Here is a 22,921-nt window from a genome sequence, read left to right as displayed (position 1 = left end):
CGGGCCGCGGCGCGCCAGCATCACGCCTCAGGCCTGCGCGCCTAGTTGCAGATCGTGCCGGGAACCGGCTTGCCGGAGTTGGTCAGGCCCTGGCAAGCGTCGCCGGTGACCAGGCTGGTGTCGGAGGCCGAAGCCGGCGACAGCTTGAGCTTGCCTGCTACCGTGCAGCAGCCGCGCGGCGGTGGCGGCATCGGTGTGCGCTTGAGGGTCGGCGCCGGAACCGGGCTCGGCCCGCCGGCTTCGGCCGTTTCTTCGGCATCAGGGAATACGCACTGCCCTTGCTGGCAGATCCGCTCCCCTTTGCACTGCATGTCGTACTGGCATCCGGCAGCCTGGGCGAGCGATGACCAGCCAGCGGCCATCGACGCTGCCAACAGCAAGGCAGAAACTTTCATATGCCCTCCGATAGGGCTGAGGTGAAGACTGGAGCGGCAGGCGAAGTGCGCAACAGCGCTCCAACACCTTCAGCATAGATGGCGGGGAAGGGCTGCGAAAGCCGTTGGCACTCAGGTGTTCTACCACCTCGCCAGTCTTTTCCTGGCATCGGCAATGCCGACACGATCGGCGCGACGAGACCACCCATGTCGACGAGGAAAAATTCCGCGTCACTGCAGGCGTACCCCTGCGCTCGGTGATACCTGTCGACGTAGCCGCGCGCCTCGAGCGTATGGACTGTCCGCTGAGCCGAACTGCTGGTCATGCCGGTCAGCGCTGCCAGTTGTGGCGGTGTCAGCGGCCGTCGAATGGCACGAGTGAATGCCGGCGCGGCGATCCGCGTTGCCTGAGAGGGTTCCGTGACGATTGGGGATGTGCTGGCGCCGCCACAGGAAGGGCGGATGGTGCGAGGGAGGGGACTCGAACCCCTACACCATTGCTGGCGTCAGGACCTAAACCTGGTGCGTCTACCAATTTCGCCACCCTCGCGGTCCTTGCGGCCCAGCCCGGACGGGCGGCCGCGATGCTCGTTGCCTGCGCAGACTCGAAAGCAAAAAAGGCGGCTGGAACTGCCCGCCTTTCATCGGTCCGCTGCTGCCGGCGCCTGCCGCGGCAGTTATGCGCCCGCAGCGCAACGAGGCTGCGGATTGTAGCGCAAGGCGCGGGGGGAATCCAGCCCTGCCGGCCAGCGATATATATTGTCGGCATTGCCAACGCGTGCCGCATGGGGCGGCGCGCTCCTCGTCCCATGCTCCCTGGTCAGACTTCCTCCCTCAAGGCGCCGCCATGGCGCCTGCTGTTCTGGGCTTGCGCCGCCGCCGTGCTGGCGCTGTCGCTGATGCCGCCGTCCCAGCCGCTGCCGACAACGGGCTGGGACAAGAGCAATCACCTGCTGGCCTTCGGTGTGCTGGCGCTGCTGGGGCGCCGCGCGTTTGCCGGCCACGGGCTGTCCTTGCTGCTGGTGCTGGTCGTCTATGGCGGCGTCATCGAGCTGCTGCAGGGCATGACCGCCTACCGCGAGGCCGACTGGCTCGACCTGGTGGCGGACGCCTGTGGGGTGCTGGCGGGCCTGGCGCTTGACTGGCTGTGGCGCGGCCGTGGCCGGCGCTGGCCGCGCTAGTTCGCGCGGCGGCGCCTGTCGGTCTGCCGCTCTACCGCTCTTCGGCTTCCAGCGTGAACTTCGCCCCGCCGTCCTGGCCGAGCAGGTCGACCAGCAGCGGCATCGCCTCCTGCAGCATCTCCTTCAGCCGCCACGGCGGGTTGACGATGAACATGCCGCTGCCGTGCAAGCCGAGGCCGCCTTCGACCGGGTTCCTGACGGTCAGCGTCACGTGCAGCCAGCTCTTCAGCGGCAGCGCCTTCAGTTGCACCGGCAGCTGCAGCGATTCGCGCCGCTGCACCTGCGGGTACCAGACCGCGTAGACGCCCGTGGCGAAGCGCTCCAGGCCGTCGCGCACGGTCTGCACGGTGCGGGCATAGTCCTGCTTGTCTTCGTAGGACGGGTCCACCAGCACCAGCGCGCGCCGCGGCGGCGGGGGCAGGATCGCCTTGATGCCGCCGAAGCCGTCGCCGTCGTACAGCATCACGCGGCGGCCGGCGCCGCGGAAGTTATCGCGCAGCACCTGGATCTCGGTGCTGTGCAGTTCGAACAGGCGCAGCCGGTCCTGCTCGCGCAGCATCTGCCAGGCGAGCCATGGCGAACCGGGATAGTGGCGCAGTGTGCCGTCCTGGTTCAGCGCCCGTACCTGGTCCAGGTACTCGTCCAGCAGCGGCGGCAGCGCGGTGCCGCTGGCGGCGGCCTGCCACAGGGGCGCAATGCCGGTCTCGAACTCGGCCTTCTTCTGCGCCCACTCGTGCTCGAGCGCATAAAGACCGGCGCCGGCGTGGGTGTCGATGTACCAGAACGCCTTGTCCTTCTGCGTCAGATGCTCGAGCAACTGCACGACGATGGCATGTTTGAGGACATCGGCATGGTTGCCGGCATGGAAGGCGTGACGATAGCTGAGCATGGCGAAGCGGGCGCCGCTGAGGCGCAAGATCGGGAGCAGGGCGGCGTGGCCACTGCGGGGAAGGCCGCTATGCTACCATCCGCGGCGAGTCGCCCCCTCCCCATGTCCGGCACCTCCGCCCGGGCCCCAAGTATCCGTATCCCATGCCGCGCGCACTCGAGCCCGCCGAGCCCATCCTGTCTGCCGAGGGCACCCCGTATTCACCCCGCTACGACGACGTCTACCACAGCACCGAAGGCGGGCTGGCGCAGGCCGCCCATGTCTTCCTGGGCGGCAACGGCCTGCCGCAGGCGTGGGCCGGGCAGCGCCAGTTCGTCATCGTCGAGACCGGCTTCGGCCAGGGGCTGAATTTCCTGGCGACCTGGCAGGCGTGGCGCGACGATCCCCGGCGCTGCGGCACGCTGCATTTCGTCTCGATCGAGAAGCATCCCTTCACGCGCGAGGGCCTGTCCCGGCTGCATGCCGGCCTGCAAAGGCTGGAACCGCTGGCGCAGGCGCTGCAGGCGCAATGGCCCGACGCCTTGCCGGGCCTGCACCGGCTTGCCTTCGACGGCGGGCAGGTGGTGCTGACGATTGCGCTTGGCGACGCCGGGCAGTTGCTGCCCAGGCTGTCGGTGGGCGCCGACGCCTTCTACCTCGACGGCTTTTCCCCGGCGCGCAATGCGGACATGTGGTCGCCGCCGGTGTTCCGCGGGCTGGCGCGGCTGGCCCGGCCGGGCGCGACGCTGGCCACCTACACCGCCGCCGGGTTTGTCCGGCGCGGGCTGAAGGAGGTCGGGTTCGAGGCCAGCAAGGCGCCAGGCTTCGGTGGCAAGCGCGACATGACGGTCGCGCGCTTCCGCCCGCTGTGGAAGTCGCGCCGCCATGCGCCTCCGCTGGCGGCGCAATGGCCCGACCGGCATGCCATCGTGATCGGTGCCGGCCTGGCCGGCTGCGCCGTGACCGAGCGCCTGGCCGCGCGCGGCTGGCGCATTACGCTGTTCGATGCCCATGACGGCCCGGCGCGGCAGACCTCGGCGCATCGCGCGGCGGCCATGCATGCCCACGTGTCTGCCGACGACAGCCTGCTGTCGCGCCTTTCGCGCGCCGGCAACCAGTACGCGCTGCGAGCCTGGGCGGCGCTGGGCGAAGCCGGTTACGCGGTCGACTGGCACGGCTGCGGCGTGCTGCAGATCGGCGAGGACGAAGCCGAGGGCGAGGCCCAGCGCGCCGCGCTCGCGGCCATGGGACTGCCGGAATCGTTCGTGCGCTGGATGAGTGCCGAAGAGGCGGCGTCCGCCCACCGGGCCGGCGTGCCGCGAGGGGGGCTGTGGTTCCCGGCCGGCGGCTGGGTTGCGCCGCCCGATGTCTGCAAGGCGCAGCTGGCGCGTGCGGGCGATGCCGTCGCCGCGCGCTTCGGTTGCCGCGTGGCGCGCATCGCGCGCGACGACGACCGGTGGCACGCGCTGGCTGCCGACGGCGCCGTGCTGGCGTCGGCGCCGGTGCTGGTGCTGGCCAATGCGCACGAGGCGCAGCACCTGCTGCCGCAGCAGCACTGGACCATGCGGCGCGTGCGCGGCCAGCTCTCCACGCTGCCGGCCGCGCAAGTCGATGCGATCGGCGGCTGGCCGGACTGCGTGGTCACGGGCGCGGGCTACCTGCTGCCGCGTGCCGCCGACGGCACGGGCCGCGTCGGCTCCAGCTACGACCCCGACGAAGGGCCACTGGTCGATCATCCGGACGTGCATGCCGCCAACCTCGTGCGCCTGGCGGGCCTGTTGCCGCGGCAGGCCGGCGCGGTGGCCGGCATCGACCCCGCCGCGCTCACCGGCTATGTCGGCGTGCGCACGGTCACGCACAACCGGCTGCCGCTGATCGGGCAGGTCGCCGACGAAGCGGCGGCACGTGCGCACGCGGGTGCCTTGCGCGGCGCGCACCTGCGCGACCTGCCGCGAATCCCCGGCCTGTACGCGGCCCTTGCCTATGCGTCGCGCGGCCTCACATGGTCCGCACTGGGGGCCGAGCTGCTGGCCAGCCAGATCGAAGGCGAGCCGCTGCCGCTCGAGGCCGACCTGGCCGATGCCATCGATCCGGCACGCCTGCTGCTGCGCGCGCTGCGCCACGGCCAGGTGAGCTAGGGGCGAGGGTGCCGGAAAGCGGTTCCCGGCCCGCTTCAGGGCAAAAACGCCGGAAGCGAATCAAAACCGTGCGATAATCCCCGTTTTCCGTTTGCGCGGAGCCCTCCGTGCGCCGTCGCGCCGCGGCGGCCCCAGGCAGTGCTGCATATGGCGCAGCGCAAACGGTAGCGCCAACGAACACAACTACATTTCTGGATTGGATCTACGACCATGTCGAACGTGATTGAGAACCTCGGCAAGCTGGACCGCAAGGTGACCCTGGCCATCCCCAAGGCCGAAGTGGAGAAGGAAAAGCAGGAGCGCCTGGTTCGCCTGTCGAAGACCGTGAAGATGTCGGGCTTCCGTCCGGGCAAGGTGCCGATGAAGATGGTCGAGAAGCAGTACGGCCAGCAAGTCGAGTTCGAAGTGCGCTTCGACAAGGCCGCGCGCAAGTTCTTCGACATCACCAAGGAACAGGACGTCAAGGTTGCCGGCCAGCCCAAGTTCGAGGTCAAGACCGAAGGCGTGGGCGCTGACGAAGTCGCGTTCGATGCCACCTTCGAGGTGTACCCGGAAGTGAAGATCGGCGACCTGTCGGCCGCCGAAGTCACCCGCACCGGCACCGAGATCACCGACGCCGAAGTCGACAAGACCGTCGACATCCTGCGCAAGCAGCGCGTGCACTACCACACCCGCGGCGAAGCCGGCGAGCATGGCGACGGCGGTGCCGACGTCACCGCCCAGAACGGCGACCGCGTGACGCTGGACTTCGTCGGCAAGATCGACGGTGAAGAGTTCGCCGGCGGCAAGGCCGAGGACTTCCCGTTCGTGCTGGGCGAAGGCCGCATGCTGCCCGAGTTCGAGCAGGCCACGCTGGGCCTGAAGGTCGGCGAGAGCAAGACCTTCCCGCTGGCGTTCCCGGAGGACTACCACGGCAAGGAAGTGGCCGGCAAGACCGCCGAGTTCACCGTGACGCTGAAGAAGATCGAGTGGGCCCACTTGCCGGAAGTCAACGAAGCCTTCGCCAAGTCGCTGGGCATCGCCGACGGCAGCGTCGAGAAGATGCGCGCCGACATCCGCGAGAACCTGGAGCGTGAAGTCAAGCGCCGTACGCATTCGATGCTGAAGGACCAGGTCATGGAAGCGCTGCTGAAGGCGAGCGAGCTGGACGTGCCCAAGGCCCTGATCGAGCAGGACCAGGAGCGCCTGGTCGAGATGGCCCGCCGCGACCTGGAACAGCGTGGCATGCCCAATGCCAAGGACATGCCGATCCCGGCCGAGATGTTCGCGCAGCAGGCAGAGCGCCGCGTCAAGCTGGGCCTGATCCTGGCCGAGATCGTCAAGGCCAACGGCCTGGAAGCCAAGGCCGACCAGATCAAGGCCGAGATCGAGGACTTCGCCAAGAGCTACGAAGACCCGAAGGAAGTGATGCGCTGGTACTACGGCGACCAGCAACGCCTGGCTGAAATGGAAGCCTACGTGCTCGAAAACAACGTGGTAAATTTCGTGTGCGACAAGGCCAAGGTCACCGACAAGAAGGTGTCCTTCGAGGAACTCACCGCCGAAGGCAACCAGCAGCAAGCTGCCTGAGGTCGGGGATAACCCGTAAGCCCGCTTTCTTCCGCGCCCCGGCGCGGAGGCAAGCGAAAGCGGGCCAGTGTCCCGAGTGACTGATCGCCTTGCGATCCGATGAATCCATGGAGAACCTGCATGACCCGCAATGATTTGCTTGACCGTCTCGCCACCACGCAGGCTTCGGCACTGGAAACCCAGGGCCTGGGGCTGGTGCCGATGGTCGTCGAGCAGTCCGGCCGGGGCGAGCGCGCCTATGACATCTATTCGCGCCTGCTGAAGGAGCGTGTGGTGTTCATGGTGGGCGAGGTCAACGACCAGACCGCCAACCTGGTGGTGGCACAGCTGCTGTTCCTGGAGAGCGAGAACCCCGACAAGGACGTGTCGCTCTACATCAACTCGCCGGGCGGTTCCGTCTCGGCGGGGCTGGCGATCTACGACACCATGCAGTTCATCAAGCCGGACGTGTCCACGCTGTGCATGGGCATGGCGGCGAGCATGGGCGCCTTCCTGCTGGCGGCCGGCGCCAAGGGCAAGCGTTTCGCGCTGCCCAACTCGCGCATCATGATCCACCAGCCGCTGGGCGGCGCGCGCGGCCAGGCCTCGGATATCGAGATCCAGGCGCGCGAGATCCTGTACCTGCGCGAGCGGCTGAACAGCATCCTGTCGGAAGTGACCGGCCAGCCGGTCGAGAAGATTGCACGCGATACCGATCGCGACAACTTCATGAGCGGCGACCAGGCGGTGGACTACGGCCTGGTGGACAAGGTCATCGCCCGCCGCGGCTGATGCCACGGGCCGCCGGCGGCGCAATCCGCAACGGCGGCTATGCCAGCCTGCCGGGAAACCCGCATTGCGCGGAACGTCCTGGCGCGGCAGCATTGCCCAAATGGCGAAGGCTACACCGGAACGAGGCCTTGTGCCTCGTTTTTTGCTTTTGCCCCACAGCTGGGGGAGAGCGCCGGTGAGGCCAATTGTTTTGGCGTATGATGCGTTTAATGCGTATTGCCGGGGAGCCTTTCGCCCCGCGATGTGCGCAATGCAAAAGTGACTGATTCCTATGGCGGACAAAAAAGGTTCATCCAGCGAAAAGCTTCTCTACTGCTCCTTCTGCGGCAAGAGCCAGCATGAGGTCAAGAAGCTGATCGCGGGCCCCTCGGTGTTCATTTGCGACGAATGCATCGACCTGTGCAACGAGATCATTCGTGACGAAGCCACCGCAACCGAGAAAGACGCCGCCGCGGCCGCGCGCTCGGACCTGCCCACGCCCCACGAAATCCGCGAAAGCCTGGACCAGTATGTGATCGGCCAGGAACAGGCCAAGAAGATCCTGGCGGTCGCGGTCTACAACCACTACAAGCGCCTGAAGCACCTCGGCAAGAAGGACGACGTCGAGCTGTCCAAGAGCAACATCCTGCTGATCGGGCCGACCGGCTCCGGCAAGACGCTGCTCGCGCAGACGCTGGCGCGCCTGCTCAACGTGCCATTCGTGATCGCTGACGCGACCACGCTGACCGAAGCCGGCTACGTGGGCGAGGACGTCGAGAACATCATCCAGAAGCTGCTGCAGAACTGCAACTACGAAGTCGAGAAGGCGCAGCGCGGCATCGTCTACATCGATGAGATCGACAAGATCTCGCGCAAGTCCGACAACCCGTCGATCACGCGCGACGTGTCGGGCGAGGGCGTGCAGCAGGCGCTGCTGAAGCTGATCGAGGGCACGATGGCCTCGGTGCCGCCGCAGGGTGGCCGCAAGCATCCGAACCAGGACTTCCTGCAGGTCGACACGACCAACATCCTGTTTATCTGCGGCGGCGCGTTCGACGGCCTGGAAAAGGTCATCATGCAGCGCTCGGACAAGACCGGGATCGGCTTTGCCGCGCAGGTCAAGAGCAAGGAAGAGCGCGACGTCAGCGAAGTCCTGCCGCAGACCGAGCCGGAAGACCTGATCAAGTTCGGCCTGATCCCCGAGCTGATCGGCCGCCTGCCGGTGGTCGCCACGCTGTCCAAGCTGGACGAGGCCGCGCTGGTGCAGATCCTGGTCGAGCCCAAGAACGCGCTGGTCAAGCAATACCAGAAGCTGCTGGCGATGGAAGGCGTCGAGCTGGAAATCCGCCCGGGCGCGCTGACCGCGATCGCGCGCAAGGCGATCCGCCGCAAGACCGGCGCCCGCGGCCTGCGTTCGATCCTGGAGCAATCGCTGATGGACGTCATGTATGACCTGCCGAATTACAAGGGCGTGCAAAAGGTGGTGATCGATGAAAATACGATTACCGGGGATGCGCCGCCGCTGCTGATGTACGAAGAGCAGCAGCCGAAAGTGGCAGGCTCCAACTGACGCGAGGGCTGCCAACGGTGGTAAGTGTTTGGAACCACACCGGCAGCCAGGCGAGAAAGCCGTTCGCGTAGAAGCGAGCGGCTTTTTTTGTTTATTTCCACCGACGAGAAGGAGGAAACGCGGGTATGCTGTTTCAGAGGGGCCTGCAAGTGCAGGGAGCGGCATCTCCCTGCCTTGGTGAATCGATTGGCATTTATCATTTATCTTGTAATCGAATCAGGCGGCCCAATTTACGCCTTAAATGACTGACTTGGGGAAAATGATGTCCGGAACACAACTCCTCCCGGCCGAGCCGATTCGCCTCCCGTTGTTGCCGCTGCGCGACGTGGTGGTGTTTCCGCACATGGTGATCCCGCTGTTCGTGGGACGCCCGAAGTCCATCAAGGCGCTTGAGACTGCGATGGAGGCGGGCAAGAGCATCATGCTCGTAGCCCAGAAGACGGCGGCCAAGGACGAGCCGACCGCCGACGACCTGTATGAGGTCGGCTGCATCGCGAATATCCTGCAAATGCTGAAGCTGCCCGACGGTACCGTGAAGGTGCTGGTCGAAGGCACGCAGCGTGCCAATATCCGCGAGGTGAGCGAGGACGAATCGCACTTCATGTGCGAAGCCGTGCCCGTGCCGCCCGCACCTGGCGAAAGCGCCGAGACCGAGGCCCTGCGCCGCGCGATCGTGTCGCAGTTCGACCAGTACGTGAAGCTCAACAAGAAGATTCCGCCGGAGATCCTGACCTCGCTGTCGGGCATCGACGAGGCAGGGCGCCTGGCTGACACCATCGCCGCGCACCTGCCGATCAAGCTCGAGCAGAAGCAGAAGATCCTGGAGATGGTCAATGTGACCGAGCGCCTGGAAAGCCTGCTGTCGCAACTCGAGGGCGAGATCGACATCCTGCAGGTTGAAAAGCGCATCCGTGGCCGCGTCAAGCGCCAGATGGAGAAGAGCCAGCGCGAGTACTACCTGAACGAGCAGGTCAAGGCCATCCAGAAGGAACTGGGCGAGGGCGAAGAAGGCGCCGACCTGGAAGAGCTCGACAAGCGCATCAAGGCTGCGCGGATGCCGAAGGAAGCCAAGAAGAAGGCCGACGCCGAATTCAAGAAGCTCAAGCTGATGTCGCCGATGTCGGCCGAAGCCACCGTCGTGCGCAACTACATCGACACGCTGGTGAACCTGCCGTGGCGCAAGAAGAGCAAGGTCAACAACGACCTGGCCAACGCCGAGCGCGTGCTGGATGAAGACCACTACGGCCTGGAGAAGGTCAAGGAACGCATTCTCGAGTACCTCGCGGTGCAACAGCGCGTGGACAAGGTGAAGGCGCCGATCCTGTGCCTGGTCGGGCCTCCCGGCGTGGGCAAGACCTCGCTCGGCCAGTCGGTGGCGCGCGCGACGAACCGCAAGTTCGTGCGCATGGCACTGGGTGGCGTGCGTGACGAGGCCGAGATCCGCGGCCACCGCCGTACCTACATCGGTTCGATGCCGGGCAAGATCCTGCAGAGCCTGTCCAAGGTCGGCGTGCGCAATCCGCTCTTCCTGCTCGATGAAATCGACAAGATGGGCATGGACTTCCGCGGCGATCCGTCGTCGGCGCTGCTCGAGGTGCTGGACCCGGAACAGAACCACACGTTCCAGGACCACTACATCGAGGTGGACTTCGACCTGTCCGACGTGATGTTCGTGGCGACGTCGAACTCGCTGAACATCCCGCCGCCGCTGCTCGACCGGATGGAAGTGATCCGCCTGTCGGGTTACACGGAGGAAGAAAAGCTCAACATCGCCACACGTTACCTGCTGCCGAAGCAGATCAAGAACAATGGTCTGAAGGTTGGCGAGATCGAGGTGACCGATGCTGCGATCCGCGACATCATCCGCTACTACACGCGCGAAGCTGGTGTCCGTTCGCTTGAGCGCGAGGTGTCCAAGATCGCCCGCAAGGCGGTCAAGCTCCTGCTGCTGAAGAAGGAGTCCGGCACGATCAAGGTCGATTCGGAGAACCTCGACAAGTTCCTCGGCGTGCGCAAGTACGACTTCGGCCTGGCCGGCAAGGAAAACCAGGTCGGCCAGGTGACCGGTCTGGCGTGGACGGAAGTGGGTGGCGACCTGCTGACCATCGAAGCCGCGATCATGCCGGGCAAGGGCAACATCACCCGCACCGGTTCGCTGGGCGACGTCATGAAGGAATCGGTCGAGGCCGCGCGTTCGGTGGTGCGTTCGCGGGCACGCCGCCTGGGTATCACGGATGAGATGTTCGAGAAGCGCGACATCCACATCCACGTACCCGAAGGCGCCACGCCCAAGGACGGCCCGTCGGCAGGCGGTGCCATGACCACGGCGCTGGTGTCGGTGCTGACCGGCATCCCGGTGCGCGCGGATGTCGCCATGACCGGCGAGATCACGCTGCGCGGCGAGGTGCTGCCGATCGGTGGCCTCAAGGAGAAGCTGCTGGCGGCCCACCGTGGCGGCATCAAGCTGGTTCTGATCCCGGAGGAAAACGTCAAGGATCTGGCCGAGATCCCCGACAACGTGAAGAACGCCATCGAGATCGTGCCTGTGCGCTGGATCGACAAGGTGCTGGAACTGGCGCTCGAGCGCAAGCCCGAGCCGTTGCCGGAAGAAGATGCCAAGCCCGCTGACGTGGCGGACAAGGCCACGGCCAAGGTGGAGCGTCTGCACCACTGATTGGCTGCGTGAAATGAACGCCGCGGGGCAGCGATGCCCGGCGGCGTTTTTTTATGCGCACGGCCTTGGCAAACTGAAATCTCCTGTATTACACTTGCGCCCTCGCAACGCAAACCACGGCAGCTGCCGCGAGGTGCGAAGCGAAAGCAACCTGCAGGCAGCTTGCCTGCGATGGTCGAACGGGTGCTTAGCTCAGCTGGTAGAGCGGCGCCCTTACAAGGCGTAGGTCGGGGGTTCGAGCCCCTCAGCACCCACCACGTTCCCCATCGCAAGTGCGGTACATATGCGGCAGGAAGCAACCGACAAAGGAGTGGTAGTTCAGTCGGTTAGAATACCGGCCTGTCACGCCGGGGGTCGCGGGTTCGAGTCCCGTCCACTCCGCCAGTTTTATGAAACGCCCGCTTTAGCGGGCGTTTTTCATTTTTGCGGAGTAGAGGAAGCCGCCTGCGCGGCTTCCGGCGGGAGTCGAAGGGCTGCGCTTGCAAGCGCAGCCGCGGCCCGCGGGACGTGGGCGAGTCCCGTCCACTCCGCCAGTTTTATGAAGCGCCCGCTTTCGCGGGCGTTTTTCCTTTCTGCGCCATGTTTCGCGCCCTGCACAAAAGGTCCGCCCCCACCGGCTCCTGCTAGAATCGCGAAGTTAGTCTTTCGTGCCAATCCACTACCCGAATCCGCATGCTTGATTTCGTACGCAACAACCGGCGCCTGATGCTCTTGCTGCTGCTGGTGCTTGTTTTCCCGTCGTTCGTGTTCTTCGGCGTGGAGAGCTACTCGCGCTTCATGGACAGCTCGCACGATGCGGCCAAGGTCGAGGGCCGGGCCATCAGCGTGCAGGAAGTCGACAACGTCGTGCGTGACCAGAGCGAGCGTGCGCGCCAGATCCTCGGCAACAACTACGATCCGCGCCAGTTCGAAGGCCCGGAGGCGCGCAAGGCGGTACTGGACCAGCTGATCCTGCAGCGCGTCATGGCCAATACCGTGGCGCGCGAGCACCTGACCGTGTCGGATGCCAAGCTGCTCGAGGAAATCAGCAACCTGCCGGCGATCGCGCAGCTGCCGCGCAAGGCGGACGGCAAGATCGACGACAAGGCCTATCTGCAGCTGCTGCAGTCGCAGGGCATGACGCCCGAGCAGTTCGATGCCCGCATGCGCTTCGAGTTGGCGACGCAGCAACTGGGCGCCTCGGTGGCCGCCACGGCATTCATGCCCAAGTCGCTGCTCGAGCGCCTGATCGCCGTGCGCGACCAGCAGCGCGATGTGCAGGCACTGGTGTTCAAGCCGGCCAGCTACACCGCCAAGGTGCAGCCCGATGCCGCCGCGCTGAAGGCTTACTATGACAGCCACCAGTCGGCGTTCTCGGTGCCGGAGCAGGCCAAGGTCGAATATCTGGTGCTGTCGGGCGAAGCCCTTGCTGCCGCGCAGGCGGTCACGCCGGAAGAGCTGAAGTCCTACTACGAAAGCAATATCGCGCGCTTCCGTACCGATGAGCAGCGCCGTGCCAGCCATATCCTGATCGTCGCGCCGAAGGATGCACCGGCTGGCGAACGCCAGGCCGCCAAGGACAAGGCGACCAAGCTGCTGGAAGAGCTGCGCAAGCATCCCGAGACCTTTGCCGATGTGGCGAAGAAGCGGTCGCAGGATCCGGGCTCGGCCGAGAAGGGCGGCGACCTCGGCTTCATGGGCCGGGGCGCGCTGGTCAAGCCGTTCGAGGAGGCGATGTACGCGCTCAAGGATGGCCAGATCAGCGACGTGGTCGAGACCGACTACGGTTTCCACATCATCAAGCTGACCGGCATCAAGGCGTCGGAAACCAGGCCGCTTGAAGCCGTGCGCACCGAACTGGAAGCCGAGCTGCGCAAACAGCTGGCCGACAAGAAGTTCGCCGAGCAGGCCGACGCCTTCGGCAACATGGTGTACGAACAGGCTGACAGCCTGAAGCCGGCCGCCGACAAATTCAAGCTGACGATCCAGACCGCCGACAACGTGACGCGCAAGCCGAACCCGGCCCAGGGCGCGCAGAACCCGCTCAACAACGAAAAGGTGCTGAAGGCACTGTTCAGCGAAGAGTCGGTCCAGAAGAAGCGCAATACCGAAGCCGTCCAGGTCGCGCCGAATACGCTGGTCGCGGCCCGCATCGTCGACTATCGCCCGGCCACCGTGCGCAAGTTCGAGGAAGTGGAAGCCAAGGTGCGCGAAGGCTATATCGCCCAGCAGGCTGCGGAACTGGCCCGCAAGGATGGCGAGGCGCGCCTCGAGGCGCTGAAGAAGGCCGACAGCGCCGACGGCTTCGGCGCGGTGCAGACCGTGTCGCGCGCCAAGGCCGATGGCGTGCCGCCGAAGGCGGTCGAGGCAGTGATGCGGGCCGATGCCACCAAGCTGCCCGCGGTAGTTGGCGTTGACCTGGGCGCCGATGGCTATGCCGTCTATCGCATCTCCAAGGTCAGCCAGCCGGCGCAAGCCAACCCGGCGCAACGCCAGGCCGAAGCGCAGCAACTGTCGCAACTCGCCGGCCAGGCTGACCTGCAGGCCTTCTATGAAAGCCTGAAGGCGCGCTCCAAGGTCAAGCTGTTGACGCCGGCGGACAAGCAGGCGCAGAACGCCGAGTAAGGCTGGTAAGGCTGGCACGCGCCACGCCGCGCGCCGCAAGCAAAAAACCCCTGCCATGGAGGCAGGGGTTTTTTGTTGCTGGAAGCTTCGCCGTGATCGTCTCTTATCTCTTAATCGTCTACCTGTCAGCGTTACGCTTGAGCATCGGCTTGAGCTGCGGCCACACCGTCTCCAGCAGTGCCGGCTGCGCCTCGGCGGTGGGGTGGATGCGGTCCGGCTGGAACCAATCCTGCCTGGCCATCACCTTGTCGAGGAAGAACGGCACCAGCCGCACCTTGTATTCGCCGGCCAGCTTCGGATACAGCGAGAAGAACTTTTCGGTGTAGTCCTGGCCATAGTTGGGCGGGATGCGCATGCCGACCAGCAGCACCCCGGCGCCGGCCTTCTGCGCGCTGCTGACGATCTGGCGCAGGTTGGACTCCGTGGTCTGCAGCGGCAGGCCGCGCAGGGCGTCGTTGGCACCCAGCTCCACCACCACGATGGCCGGCTTGTGCCGCGACAACAGGTCCGGCAAGCGAGTCTTGCCGCCGATGGTGGTCTCGCCGCTGATGCTGGCATTGACGACGTTATAATCGAAGCGCTCTTGCCTGAGCCGGTCTTGCAGCAGGGTGACCCAGCCGGTGCCGCGCGTGATGCCGTATTCGGCGGACAGGCTGTCGCCCAGCACCAGCAACGCAGGCGCTGCGGCCTGTGCGGGCTGCATCCCGCCCAACATCGTCAGCGTCGCCGCGGCTGCCAGCAGCAGCCTGCGCCTTTTGTGCCGGATTTCTCCGATCACTCGGATCACTTTATCCATGTCCCCTTCCATTCTTGCCGTCGAGTCCCTTGGAAAGACCGTAGCCGACACGACAGGTTCGCTGACGATTTTGCACGAGGTGTCGTTTTCCGTCACGCCGGGTGAAACGCTGGCCATCGTGGGCGCGTCCGGCTCGGGCAAGTCGACGCTGCTGGGACTGCTGGCCGGGCTGGACCTGCCCAGCGCGGGCACGGTGCGCCTGCATGGGCAGGACCTGTATGCACTGGACGAGGACCAGCGCGCAGCGCTGCGCGGCCGGCATGTCGGCTTTGTGTTCCAGTCGTTCCAGCTGGTGGGGCACCTGACCGCGCTGGAAAACGTGATGCTGCCGCTGGAATTGCGCGGTGAAACGTCGCAGGTGCGCGAGCGCGCGGTGGACATGCTGCAACGCGTCGGCCTGGGAGCGCGCCTGAGCCACTATCCGCGCACGTTGTCGGGCGGCGAGCAGCAGCGCGTGGCGCTGGCACGCGCGTTCGTCGCGCGTCCCGACATCCTGTTTGCCGACGAACCCACCGGCAGCCTCGACACGGCCACCGGCGAGGCGGTGATCGCGCTGATGTTCGCGCTCAACCGCGACGCCGGCTCGACGCTGGTGCTGGTCACGCATGACCGCTCGGTGGCGGCACGCTGTGGGCGCATCCTGACCATCGACGCCGGCCGTGTGGCCAGCGACGAATGGATGGGCGCTGAGGTCTGACGCGCTAGCTGGCGGCGCCTGCCTTCAGGACCGCGCGGGCGCGCTCGATCAGCGCCGCGGTCGAGGCGTCGTGCTGGCCGGTGCCGGCGCCGGTGAGCTCGGCTTCGATCGGCCGCGCGAGGATCTTGCCCAGTTCCACGCCCCACTGGTCGAACGAATTGATCTTCCACACCACGCCCTGCACGAAGGTGCGATGCTCATAGAGCGCGATCAGCGCGCCCAGCACGTGCGGCGTCAGGTCCTCCATCAGCAAGGTATTGCTGGGCCGGTTGCCATCGAACACCATATGGGCGATGCGAACTTCGTCGTTCAGCCCCCCGGCGCGCAGCTCGTCGGCGCTGCGGCCGCGCATCAGCGCCTCGGCCTGCGCAAAGCAGTTGGCGAGCAGCTTGGCGTGATGGCCCGGCAGCCGGCGCGGCGGCACCAGCGGCGCGACGAAATCCACCGGCACCACTTGCGAGCCCTGGTGAATCTGCTGGAAGTAGGCATGCTGGCCGTTGGTGCCGGCCGTGCCCCACACCACCGGCGAGGTATGCGTGCGCACGCGCTGCCCGTCGAGCTGCACCGACTTGCCGTTGCTCTCCATCTCCAGCTGCTGCAGGAATGCGGGGAACAGTTCGAGCGAAGTCGAGTAGGGCGCCATGCAGCTGGTCGGCAGGTGCCAGAAATTGCGGTACCAGATGCCCAGCATGCCGAGGATCACCGGCATGTTGCGCTCCAGCGGCGCGGTGCGGAAGTGCTCGTCCATGGCGTGGCCGCCGGCGAGCAGGTCGGCAAAGGCGTTGAAGCCCACCGCCAGCGTGATCGACAGGCCGACCGACGACCACAGCGAGAAGCGCCCGCCGATCCAGTCCCAGAACTCGAACATGTTGGCGGGATCGATGCCGAACTCGCGCACCGCGTCGGTATTGGTCGAGACCGCGACGAAATGCTTGGCCAGGTCGTTCTCGGCCACCCCGCTGGCGATGAACCAGGCACGCGCGCTGCGCGCATTGGCCATGGTTTCCAGCGTGGTGAAGGTCTTGGAACAGACGATCACCAGCGTACGTTGCGGGTCGAGGCGCACCAGCGTTTCGGCGAGGTCGGTGCCGTCGACATTGGAGACGAAGTGCATGCGCGGGCCGTCGTGGCCATCAGCGTCGGACAGGTGCGACAGCGCGCGGCATACCATGCGCGGCCCGAGGTCGGAGCCGCCGATGCCGATGTTGATCACGTCGGTGATGCGTTCGCCCGTGGCGCCTTTCCATGCGCCGCTGCGCACGCGCTCGGAGAAGTCGCGCATGCGCACCAACACCTGCTGGATGGCCGGCATGACGCGCTCGCCGTCGACCTTGTAGCCATCACCGGCCGTGGCGCGCAGCGCCACATGCAGCGCCGCGCGGTCCTCGGTGGTGTTGATATGCTCGCCGGCAAACATCGCGTCGCGCCGCTGCGGCACACCGGATTCGGCTGCCAGTTGCACCAGCAGCCGCATGGTCTCGGGCGTGATGCGGTTCTTCGAATAGTCGAGATAGAGGCCGGCGGCTTCCAGCGAAAACTGCGCGACGCGCTGCTTGCCATCGGCATCGAACCACTCGCGCATCTGTGCATCGCGAATCGTGTCATGGTGCCGAAGCAGGGCGTTCCAGGCGTGAAGGTCAGTGGGCATGCAGGACAATTCAGGTTGCAGGGGCGCGAGCCGAGTCGCAGACAGGAAGTATAGCGTCAGCAATGTGACCATCCGTGCAGGTCGCCACGCCATATCGTTACCACTTGCAACATAGCATCCGGCGTGCCAGCCAGCTATCGGACGTTGTCTGACGGCCGCGTCGTGACCGGCGCACCGGACGTCACGCGCCGCTCTCCGTGAGCAACCGGTTGAATACGGCGCGTGCGGGCAGGTACAGTTCGCTGGCGGTCACGCCGGCCGGTCCGGTGCCTTGCGTGACGAGGTCGTCCGCCGCCTGGCCGTGGATCCATACCGCCGCCTGCGCGGCCGGCAGCGGCGGCATGCCCTGCGCCAGCAATGCGCCGATCATGCCGGCCAGCACGTCGCCGGTGCCGGCGCTGGCCAGCGCCGCGTTGCCGGTCGGGTTCAGTGTGGCGGGACTGCCGTCCGGCGCTGCGATCACCGATCCCGAGCCCTTCAGCACGACCACCGCCTGCCATTGCCTGGCCAGCGCGGTGGCCGCCGCGATGCGGTCGCGCTGCACGTCCGTCACCGAGGTGCCCATCAGGCGCGCCGCTTCAAGCGGGTGCGGCGTCATCACGCAGGGTGCGCGGGCGGCGGCCAGCGCGCCGGCATGGGCGGGATCGGCAGCGAGCAGGTTGAGCGCATCCGCGTCGAGCACCGTCGGCACCGGCGTCGTGGCTAGTGCCTGCAGCAGCCGCGCGAAGTGTCGCTGCGCCGTGGCGTCGGTGCCAAGCCCGGGGCCGATCACTAGTGCCGACATTGCGCCCGGCGCCAGGCCGTCCAGCGCATGCAGCATCAGTTCCGGATGCACCGGGTCGAGCAGCGGCGCCGGCTGCGCCAGAAAGCCGATATGGACCTTGCCCGCGCCCAGGAACTGCGCGGCACGGGCACCGAGCAAGGGCGCGCCCGTCATGCCGTGGTTGCCGCCGATCACCGCCAGCGAGCCATGCGTGCCCTTGTTGCCGGCATGGTGCCGTCGCGGCAGCGCTGCGCCGAACAGCGCCGTGCCGTTGGCCATTGCATGCGGCGGTTCCGCGGGAGGATAGTCGAGGCCGATCGGCGCGATGTCGACGGCGCCGGCACAATCGCGGCCATCCAGCGTCAGCAGGCCGGGCTTGGCGGCAATGAAGGTCAGCGTGCGGCGGGCGCGGATCGCCGGTGCGCCCGCACCGGTATCGGCGAACAGCCCGCTGGGAATGTCGAGCGCGAATACCGGCAGCCCGCTGCGGTTAACCTGCTCGATCCACCACGCCATGGCGCCGCTGGCCGCGCGGTTCAGCCCGATGCCGAGCAGGCCGTCGACGATGGCGGCGGCCTGTGGCGGCCACTCCGGTGCGGGATCCGATGCGGATGCCGGCATCTCCCCGGCTTCTCGGATCGGCACGCCGGCCGCCTGCGCCTGCTGCCACGCGATCGCCGCATCGGCCGGCAGCCGGGCCGGGTTCGCCGCGATCCATACCTGCACCGTGCGGCCCGCGCCGTGCAGCAGCGTCGCGGCCACCAGTGCGTCGCCACCGTTGTTGCCCGGCCCGGCAAGAAATAACAATGGACCCGCCGGCGCATGCCGCGCCAGCCAGTCCGCGGCGGCAGCGCCGGCGCGCGACATCAGCGTGAACGAAGGCAGTCGTGCGAATGCGGCATTCTCGATGCGGCGGATGGCGGCGACGTCGTACAGCGGCACAGCCAAGGGCGAGGCGGCGTCGAGCTCGAACCAGCCGTCGCCCTGGTCTTGCGGCGCGGCGGTGGAAGTGGCAGGGTGGCTCATGGTGGCTATCCGGCGGGGCCAAGGCCATAGCGGTCCGGCAGCAGCCCCTCCATGTCGATGTCGGGCCCGCGTGCCGCGCCGGCGCTGGCGGCGATCTGGTCAGCCGCAATCTTGCCTGATCCGCAGCTCATCGCCCAGCCCGTCGAGCCGTGGCCGAGGTTAAGGAACAGGCCGGGCACGGCGGTGGGGCCGATCAGCGGCGGTCCGTCCGGCAGCATCGGGCGCGCACCGGCCCATTGCGTGGCTTCCTGGTAGTTGCCCGCCACCGGGAACCAGTCGCGCGCTACCTTGACCAGTGTGCGCAGCGCGGCGGGGCGCAGGTCGAGCCGGCGCGAACCCAGCTCGGCCGTGCCGGCGACGCGCATGCGGTTGCCCAGCCGCGTGATCGCGATCTTGTACGACTCGTCCATCAGCGCGCCCAGCGGCGCCTGCAGTTCGTCGCGCACCAGCAGCGTGATCGAGTATCCCTTGACCGGATACAGCGGCACGCGCAGGCCCAGCGGCCGCAGCAGCGGGACACTGTCGACCCCGGCGGCGACCAGCACGCGGTCGGCGGCCAGCACCAGCGCGCTCTCGCTCTTGCCGTGCGCGAGTTCGACCTGCAGCTTGCCACGCTGGTCTGGCCGGATGCGCGCTACCTGAGCTTCGAAGCGAAATGCCACCCCCGCCGCCTCGGCATGCCGGTGCAGCGCGCGCACGAACATCGGGCAGTTGCCGGACTCATCCTCGGGCAGGTGCAGGCCGCCGGCCAGCGGCGTATCGGCCGCCAGGCCGGGTTCGATGCGCCGGCATTCCTGCGCGCTGACCAGCCGGTGCGGCACATTGTTCTCGCGCAGCAGCGCCACCGCGGGGCCTGCCACGTCCAGGTCGCGCGCGGTGCGGAACAGCTGCAGGTAGCCTTGCGACTGCTCGTAGTCGATCTCCAGTTCACTGCGCAGCCGGTGCAGGCAGGCGCGGCTGTAGAACGCCAGCCGCTGCATGCGCAGCTTGTTGGCACGGTAGCGTTCCAGATCGCATTCGCGCAGCCAGCGCGCGATCCAGCGCCACATCGCCGGGTCCGCCGACGGGCGGAACACCACCGGCGCCTCGCGCGCGAACAGCGTGCGCAGCACCTTGCCCGGCATGCCCGGCGCCGCCCACGGCGTGACATAGCCCGGCGCGATCATGCCGGCATTGCCGAAGCTGGTTTCCTGCGCGGGCGCGGCGCGCCGCTCCAGCACGGTCACGTCGAAACCGGCCTGGCGCAGGTACCACGCGGAACAGACGCCGATTACGCCGGCGCCGATGACAATCACATGCATGCGGTCAGCGGCCTCCGCCCAGCGCAGCGGCGCACGAGCGGCGCCGGGCCCATGCTATTTGACCTCCTGCTGCATGACCAGGTCAGGCAGCCACGTCACCACCTGCGGCCAGATCGTGATGATGCCGATGGCGACCACCATCATCATGAAGAACGGCAGCGAGACCCGGGCGATATAGTTGCTGTCCTTGCCGGTCATGCTCTGCAGCACGAACAGGTTGAACCCCACCGGCGGCGTCACCTCGGCGATCTCCACCAGCAGCACGATGAAGATGCCGAACCAGACCAGGTCGAACCCGGCCGCCTGCACCATCGGCAGCACCGTGGCAGTCGTCAGCGCGATCATCGAGATGCCGTCCAGCGCGGTGCCGAGCACGATGTAGATCACCGTCAGCACCGCGATCAGCGCCCACGGCGACAGTTGCAGCGCCGCCACCCACTCGGCCAGTGCGCGCGGGATGCCGGTAAAGCTCATCGTCACCGACAGGAACGAGGTGGCGCCGAGCACGAACATGATCATCGCGGTCAGCCGCGTCGCCGACATCAGGCTGTCCCAGAACGCCGCGCGCGTCAGCGAGCCGCCCGCCCACGCCAGCCCCAGCGACGCCACCACGCCGTAAGCCGCCGCTTCGGTCGCGGTGGCATAACCGGTGACCATCACCCACGCGATAAAGGCGATCAGCACGATGCACGGCAGCAGCTGACGGATCGACGCCAGCCGCGCGTGCCAGTCGAAGCGGTCTGGCGCCGGGGTCTTGTCCGGGTTGGCCAGCGCCCAGACAACGATATAGCCGGAGAACAGCAGCATCAGCATCAGCCCGGGGATAAAGCCGGCCAGGAACACGCGGATGATCGACACGTCCGCCGACACCGCATACACCACCATCGTGATCGACGGCGGGATCAGGATGCCCAGCGTGCCCGCGCAAGACAGCGAGCCGAGCGTGGTGCGCTCGTCATAGCCGCGCCGCGTCAGCTCCGGCAACGCGGACTTGGCGATGGTGGCGCACGTCGCCGCAGACGATCCCGACACCGAGCCGAAGATGCCGCAACCCAGGATGTTAACGTGCATCAGCCGCCCTGGCAGCCAGTTCAACCACGGCGAAAGCCCGGTGAACATCTGCTCCGACAGCTTGGTGCGGAACAGGATCTCGCCCATCCAGACAAAGAGCGGCAGCGAGGCCAGCGTGTACGACGCACTCGACGACCACCACGCGTTGGCCAGGCTCACCAGCGCCTCGCGGTCGGAGAAGACCACCAGCCCGATCCACGACGTGACCGCGATCGCCACCGGGATCCACGCGCCGATCGCCAGGAAGACGATCAGCACCAGCAGCAGGACCAATGCAACCAGGACTGTGCTCATCAGACCGTCTCCCCGAAATCGCCGGCGGCGAGCCTGGCTTCCTGCGCGAGCCGGTAGCGCGGCTTCTGCCGGCGCAGCACGCGCAGCCATTCGTCGGCCACCGCCAGCAGGAAGCCGATGATGCCCACCACCGCGAAGCTCTGCGGAATCCACAGCGGGATCACGATCTGTCCCTGCGAGACATCGCCGATGTCCCAGCTTTGCCAGGCGAAGGTGCCGAGTGCCCATGCCGCGTAGGCGGCAAACGCCAGGCAGACGGTCAGCGAGACCACCTCCAGCACCCAGCGCAGGCGTGGGCCGACGGCTTCGAGCAGCATTTCCACGCGCACGATGCCGCCGTGCTGGAAAGTCTGGCCCAGGACGAGAAAGGCCGAGGCCGCGCACAGCCACGCGACGATATCGTCGCCGCCCTTGAAGATCACCGCGGTCTCGCGCGACAGCGACATCAGGATCATGATCACGCAGACGGCGAAAATGCAGAGCGCGCCGAGCGCGGCGAACAGGTCGAGCAGACGGTCGAGCCAGCGCTTGGGGAGTGGGGTAGTCGGCATGATGGCAGCGTCAGGAAGGAAGGAATTCCCGCCATGCCAGCCTGCGCGGCCTGGCGGGAAGGCTGCGGTACGGCTTACTTGCGATAAGCGTTGAGGATGGCCTTCCCGTCATCGCCCGCGGTCTTGGCCCAGTCGTCCACCATGGTCTGGCCGACCTTCTGCATGTCGGCCTTGAGCTGCGGCGAGGGCGCCTGCACCGTCATGCCGTTCTTCGACAAGGTGGCCAGGTACTCCCTGGTCTTCTGCTCCGAGACCTGCCAGCCGCGCTTCTCGGCGTCGGCGACGGCCTTGAGCAGCGCGTCCTGCGTGGGCTTGTCCAGCGCCGCGAAGGCCTTCTTGCTGACCACCAGCATGTTCTTGGGCAGCCACGCATCCACGGTGTAGAAGTACTTCACGCTTTCCCACACCTTGGTGTCGACCCCTGTCGCCCCCGACGACATGAACGAATTGACCGTGCCGGTGGCCAGCGCCTGCGCCAGGTCGGCCGCCTGGATCGTCACCGGCTGCGCGCTGACCAGTTCGGCGATGCGCGAGGTGGCCGGGTTGTAGGCCCGCCACTTCAGTCCCTTCATGTCGGCGGCCGAGTTGATCGGCTTGTTGGCGTAGATGCCCTGGGGCGGCCATGCCACCGCATAGAGCAGCTTGATGCCCTGCTTGTCGAGCACCTTCTCTGTGACCGGGCGCGAGGCCTGCCACAGCCTGTAGGCATCGCCATAACTGGTGGCCAGGAATGGCACCGAATCCACGCCGAACACCGGATTCTCGTTGGCCAGCAGCGACATCAGGATCTCGCCCATCTGCACCTGGCCGGTCTGCACGCCGCGCTTGATCTCGTTGGCCTTGAGCAGCGAGCCATTGGGATGCAGCACGATCTTGAGCTTGCCGCCGGTCGCCTTGTCGACGTCGTTGGCCATCTGCTGCAGGTTTTCCGTATGCAGGTTGCTCGCCGGGTAGCCGGTGGGCAGGTCCCACTTGATATCCGCCTGTACCGTCATGGCGGCCAGCGCCAGGCCAGCCGCAACGATTGCCTTGACTCGCATCTCGAT

At 66.7% G+C, this 22,921-nt stretch carries 18 protein-coding genes and 3 tRNA genes; 10 read left to right on the top strand and 11 right to left on the bottom strand.

The window, feature by feature from the left end:
* Positions 1-41: 41 nt before the first annotated feature.
* The 3 genes from ACAD63_RS14695 to ACAD63_RS14685 form a co-directional block, all read right to left on the bottom strand.
* Entirely contained in the window at positions 42-395 is a 354-nt protein-coding gene (locus tag ACAD63_RS14695) for a hypothetical protein (RefSeq protein WP_133096863.1), read from the bottom strand.
* Positions 392-700, bottom strand: coding sequence for a hypothetical protein (locus ACAD63_RS14690; protein ID WP_434032896.1), 309 nt, complete (start codon positions 698-700; stop codon positions 392-394). Before ACAD63_RS14690 ends, ACAD63_RS14695 begins: the two co-directional genes overlap by 4 nt.
* 137 nt (positions 701-837) lie before the next feature.
* A tRNA-Leu gene (locus ACAD63_RS14685) sits at positions 838-924 on the bottom strand.
* Between the two features lie 259 nt (positions 925-1,183).
* Here ACAD63_RS14685 and ACAD63_RS14680 point away from each other — a divergent pair.
* Positions 1,184-1,555: a VanZ family protein gene (locus tag ACAD63_RS14680; RefSeq protein WP_135705044.1), complete on the top strand. Its 372-nt coding sequence runs from the start codon at positions 1,184-1,186 to the stop codon at positions 1,553-1,555.
* 31 nt (positions 1,556-1,586) lie between these two features.
* On the opposite strand, the gene ACAD63_RS14675 is transcribed toward ACAD63_RS14680, so the two are convergent.
* Positions 1,587-2,444, bottom strand: a complete 858-nt coding sequence (locus ACAD63_RS14675) for a 23S rRNA (adenine(2030)-N(6))-methyltransferase RlmJ (RefSeq protein ID WP_135705045.1) — start codon at positions 2,442-2,444, stop codon at positions 1,587-1,589.
* A 143-nt stretch (positions 2,445-2,587) separates the two neighbouring features.
* On the opposite strand from ACAD63_RS14675, the gene mnmC reads away from it, so the two are divergent.
* The 8 genes from mnmC to ACAD63_RS14635 all read left to right on the top strand — a co-directional run bounded on the left by mnmC (position 2,588) and on the right by ACAD63_RS14635 (position 13,728).
* Positions 2,588-4,561, top strand: a complete 1,974-nt coding sequence (gene mnmC / locus ACAD63_RS14670) for a bifunctional tRNA (5-methylaminomethyl-2-thiouridine)(34)-methyltransferase MnmD/FAD-dependent 5-carboxymethylaminomethyl-2-thiouridine(34) oxidoreductase MnmC (protein ID WP_135705046.1) — start codon at positions 2,588-2,590, stop codon at positions 4,559-4,561.
* A gap of 210 nt (positions 4,562-4,771) precedes the next feature.
* Positions 4,772-6,130 carry a trigger factor gene (tig, locus tag ACAD63_RS14665; protein ID WP_135705047.1) on the top strand — a complete coding sequence of 453 codons (1,359 nt, stop codon included), beginning with the start codon at positions 4,772-4,774 and terminating at the stop codon, positions 6,128-6,130.
* Between the two features lie 120 nt (positions 6,131-6,250).
* A complete protein-coding gene (clpP, locus tag ACAD63_RS14660; RefSeq protein ID WP_029049269.1) occupies positions 6,251-6,901 on the top strand; it encodes an ATP-dependent Clp endopeptidase proteolytic subunit ClpP in 651 nt (216 codons plus the stop codon).
* 271 nt (positions 6,902-7,172) lie between these two features.
* Positions 7,173-8,450: an ATP-dependent Clp protease ATP-binding subunit ClpX gene (gene clpX / locus ACAD63_RS14655; protein WP_133096868.1), complete on the top strand. Its 1,278-nt coding sequence runs from the start codon at positions 7,173-7,175 to the stop codon at positions 8,448-8,450.
* A 262-nt stretch (positions 8,451-8,712) separates the two neighbouring features.
* Entirely contained in the window at positions 8,713-11,124 is a 2,412-nt protein-coding gene (lon, locus tag ACAD63_RS14650) for an endopeptidase La (RefSeq protein ID WP_133096923.1), read from the top strand.
* 181 nt (positions 11,125-11,305) lie between these two features.
* Positions 11,306-11,381: transfer RNA gene (locus tag ACAD63_RS14645), tRNA-Val, on the top strand.
* Between the two features lie 50 nt (positions 11,382-11,431).
* Positions 11,432-11,508, top strand: a tRNA-Asp gene (locus ACAD63_RS14640).
* 288 nt (positions 11,509-11,796) lie between these two features.
* Positions 11,797-13,728 carry a SurA N-terminal domain-containing protein gene (locus ACAD63_RS14635; protein WP_195431418.1) on the top strand — a complete coding sequence of 644 codons (1,932 nt, stop codon included), beginning with the start codon at positions 11,797-11,799 and terminating at the stop codon, positions 13,726-13,728.
* A gap of 118 nt (positions 13,729-13,846) precedes the next feature.
* Here ACAD63_RS14635 and ACAD63_RS14630 read toward each other — a convergent pair whose 3' ends face one another.
* Positions 13,847-14,536, bottom strand: coding sequence for an arylesterase (locus ACAD63_RS14630; RefSeq protein WP_195431415.1), 690 nt, complete (start codon positions 14,534-14,536; stop codon positions 13,847-13,849).
* Here ACAD63_RS14630 and ACAD63_RS14625 point away from each other — a divergent pair.
* Entirely contained in the window at positions 14,523-15,221 is a 699-nt protein-coding gene (locus ACAD63_RS14625) for an ABC transporter ATP-binding protein (RefSeq protein ID WP_195431413.1), read from the top strand. The genes ACAD63_RS14630 and ACAD63_RS14625 overlap by 14 nt on opposite strands.
* A gap of 4 nt (positions 15,222-15,225) precedes the next feature.
* Here ACAD63_RS14625 and pgi read toward each other — a convergent pair whose 3' ends face one another.
* The 6 genes from pgi to ACAD63_RS14595 form a co-directional block, all read right to left on the bottom strand.
* A complete protein-coding gene (pgi, locus tag ACAD63_RS14620) occupies positions 15,226-16,869 on the bottom strand; it encodes a glucose-6-phosphate isomerase (RefSeq protein WP_434032895.1) in 1,644 nt (547 codons plus the stop codon).
* A 181-nt stretch (positions 16,870-17,050) separates the two neighbouring features.
* Positions 17,051-18,658 (bottom strand): NAD(P)H-hydrate dehydratase, encoded by a 1,608-nt coding sequence (locus ACAD63_RS14615; RefSeq protein ID WP_195431411.1) that lies wholly within the window; start codon positions 18,656-18,658, stop codon positions 17,051-17,053.
* Positions 18,659-18,663: 5 nt separating this feature from the next.
* A complete protein-coding gene (locus ACAD63_RS14610; protein ID WP_135705051.1) occupies positions 18,664-19,959 on the bottom strand; it encodes a D-amino acid dehydrogenase in 1,296 nt (431 codons plus the stop codon).
* 54 nt (positions 19,960-20,013) lie between these two features.
* Positions 20,014-21,324, bottom strand: a complete 1,311-nt coding sequence (locus tag ACAD63_RS14605; protein WP_133096875.1) for a TRAP transporter large permease — start codon at positions 21,322-21,324, stop codon at positions 20,014-20,016.
* On the bottom strand, positions 21,324-21,875 hold the full coding sequence (locus ACAD63_RS14600) for a TRAP transporter small permease subunit (RefSeq protein WP_135705052.1): 552 nt from the start codon (positions 21,873-21,875) through the stop codon (positions 21,324-21,326). Before ACAD63_RS14600 ends, ACAD63_RS14605 begins: the two co-directional genes overlap by 1 nt.
* Before the next feature lie 74 nt (positions 21,876-21,949).
* Positions 21,950-22,915 (bottom strand): TRAP transporter substrate-binding protein, encoded by a 966-nt coding sequence (locus ACAD63_RS14595; protein ID WP_133096877.1) that lies wholly within the window; start codon positions 22,913-22,915, stop codon positions 21,950-21,952.
* Positions 22,916-22,921: the final 6 nt, after the last annotated feature.

This window comes from Cupriavidus sp. a3, from assembly GCF_051015765.1.
GTDB lineage: Bacteria > Pseudomonadota > Gammaproteobacteria > Burkholderiales > Burkholderiaceae > Cupriavidus > Cupriavidus oxalaticus_A.
The sequence above is the reverse complement of the archived record's forward strand: the minus strand, read 5'-3'. Positions and strand labels throughout refer to the sequence as shown.

Excerpts from the sequence above, each read along its gene's own strand:
- ACAD63_RS14695 (WP_133096863.1), bottom strand. The coding sequence starts at position 395 with ATGAAAGTTTCTGCCTTGCTGTTGGCAGCGTCGATGGCCGCTGGCTGG.
- ACAD63_RS14690 (WP_434032896.1), bottom strand. The coding sequence starts at position 700 with ATGACCAGCAGTTCGGCTCAGCGGACAGTCCATACGCTCGAGGCGCGC.
- ACAD63_RS14680 (WP_135705044.1), top strand. The coding sequence starts at position 1,184 with ATGCTCCCTGGTCAGACTTCCTCCCTCAAGGCGCCGCCATGGCGCCTG.
- ACAD63_RS14675 (WP_135705045.1), bottom strand. The coding sequence starts at position 2,444 with ATGCTCAGCTATCGTCACGCCTTCCATGCCGGCAACCATGCCGATGTC.
- mnmC (WP_135705046.1), top strand. The coding sequence starts at position 2,588 with ATGCCGCGCGCACTCGAGCCCGCCGAGCCCATCCTGTCTGCCGAGGGC.
- tig (WP_135705047.1), top strand. The coding sequence starts at position 4,772 with ATGTCGAACGTGATTGAGAACCTCGGCAAGCTGGACCGCAAGGTGACC.
- clpP (WP_029049269.1), top strand. The coding sequence starts at position 6,251 with ATGACCCGCAATGATTTGCTTGACCGTCTCGCCACCACGCAGGCTTCG.
- clpX (WP_133096868.1), top strand. The coding sequence starts at position 7,173 with ATGGCGGACAAAAAAGGTTCATCCAGCGAAAAGCTTCTCTACTGCTCC.
- lon (WP_133096923.1), top strand. The coding sequence starts at position 8,713 with ATGTCCGGAACACAACTCCTCCCGGCCGAGCCGATTCGCCTCCCGTTG.
- ACAD63_RS14635 (WP_195431418.1), top strand. The coding sequence starts at position 11,797 with ATGCTTGATTTCGTACGCAACAACCGGCGCCTGATGCTCTTGCTGCTG.
- ACAD63_RS14625 (WP_195431413.1), top strand. The coding sequence starts at position 14,523 with ATGTCCCCTTCCATTCTTGCCGTCGAGTCCCTTGGAAAGACCGTAGCC.
- ACAD63_RS14630 (WP_195431415.1), bottom strand. The coding sequence starts at position 14,536 with ATGGAAGGGGACATGGATAAAGTGATCCGAGTGATCGGAGAAATCCGG.
- pgi (WP_434032895.1), bottom strand. The coding sequence starts at position 16,869 with ATGCCCACTGACCTTCACGCCTGGAACGCCCTGCTTCGGCACCATGAC.
- ACAD63_RS14615 (WP_195431411.1), bottom strand. The coding sequence starts at position 18,658 with ATGAGCCACCCTGCCACTTCCACCGCCGCGCCGCAAGACCAGGGCGAC.
- ACAD63_RS14610 (WP_135705051.1), bottom strand. The coding sequence starts at position 19,959 with ATGCATGTGATTGTCATCGGCGCCGGCGTAATCGGCGTCTGTTCCGCG.
- ACAD63_RS14605 (WP_133096875.1), bottom strand. The coding sequence starts at position 21,324 with ATGAGCACAGTCCTGGTTGCATTGGTCCTGCTGCTGGTGCTGATCGTC.
- ACAD63_RS14600 (WP_135705052.1), bottom strand. The coding sequence starts at position 21,875 with ATGCCGACTACCCCACTCCCCAAGCGCTGGCTCGACCGTCTGCTCGAC.
- ACAD63_RS14595 (WP_133096877.1), bottom strand. The coding sequence starts at position 22,915 with ATGCGAGTCAAGGCAATCGTTGCGGCTGGCCTGGCGCTGGCCGCCATG.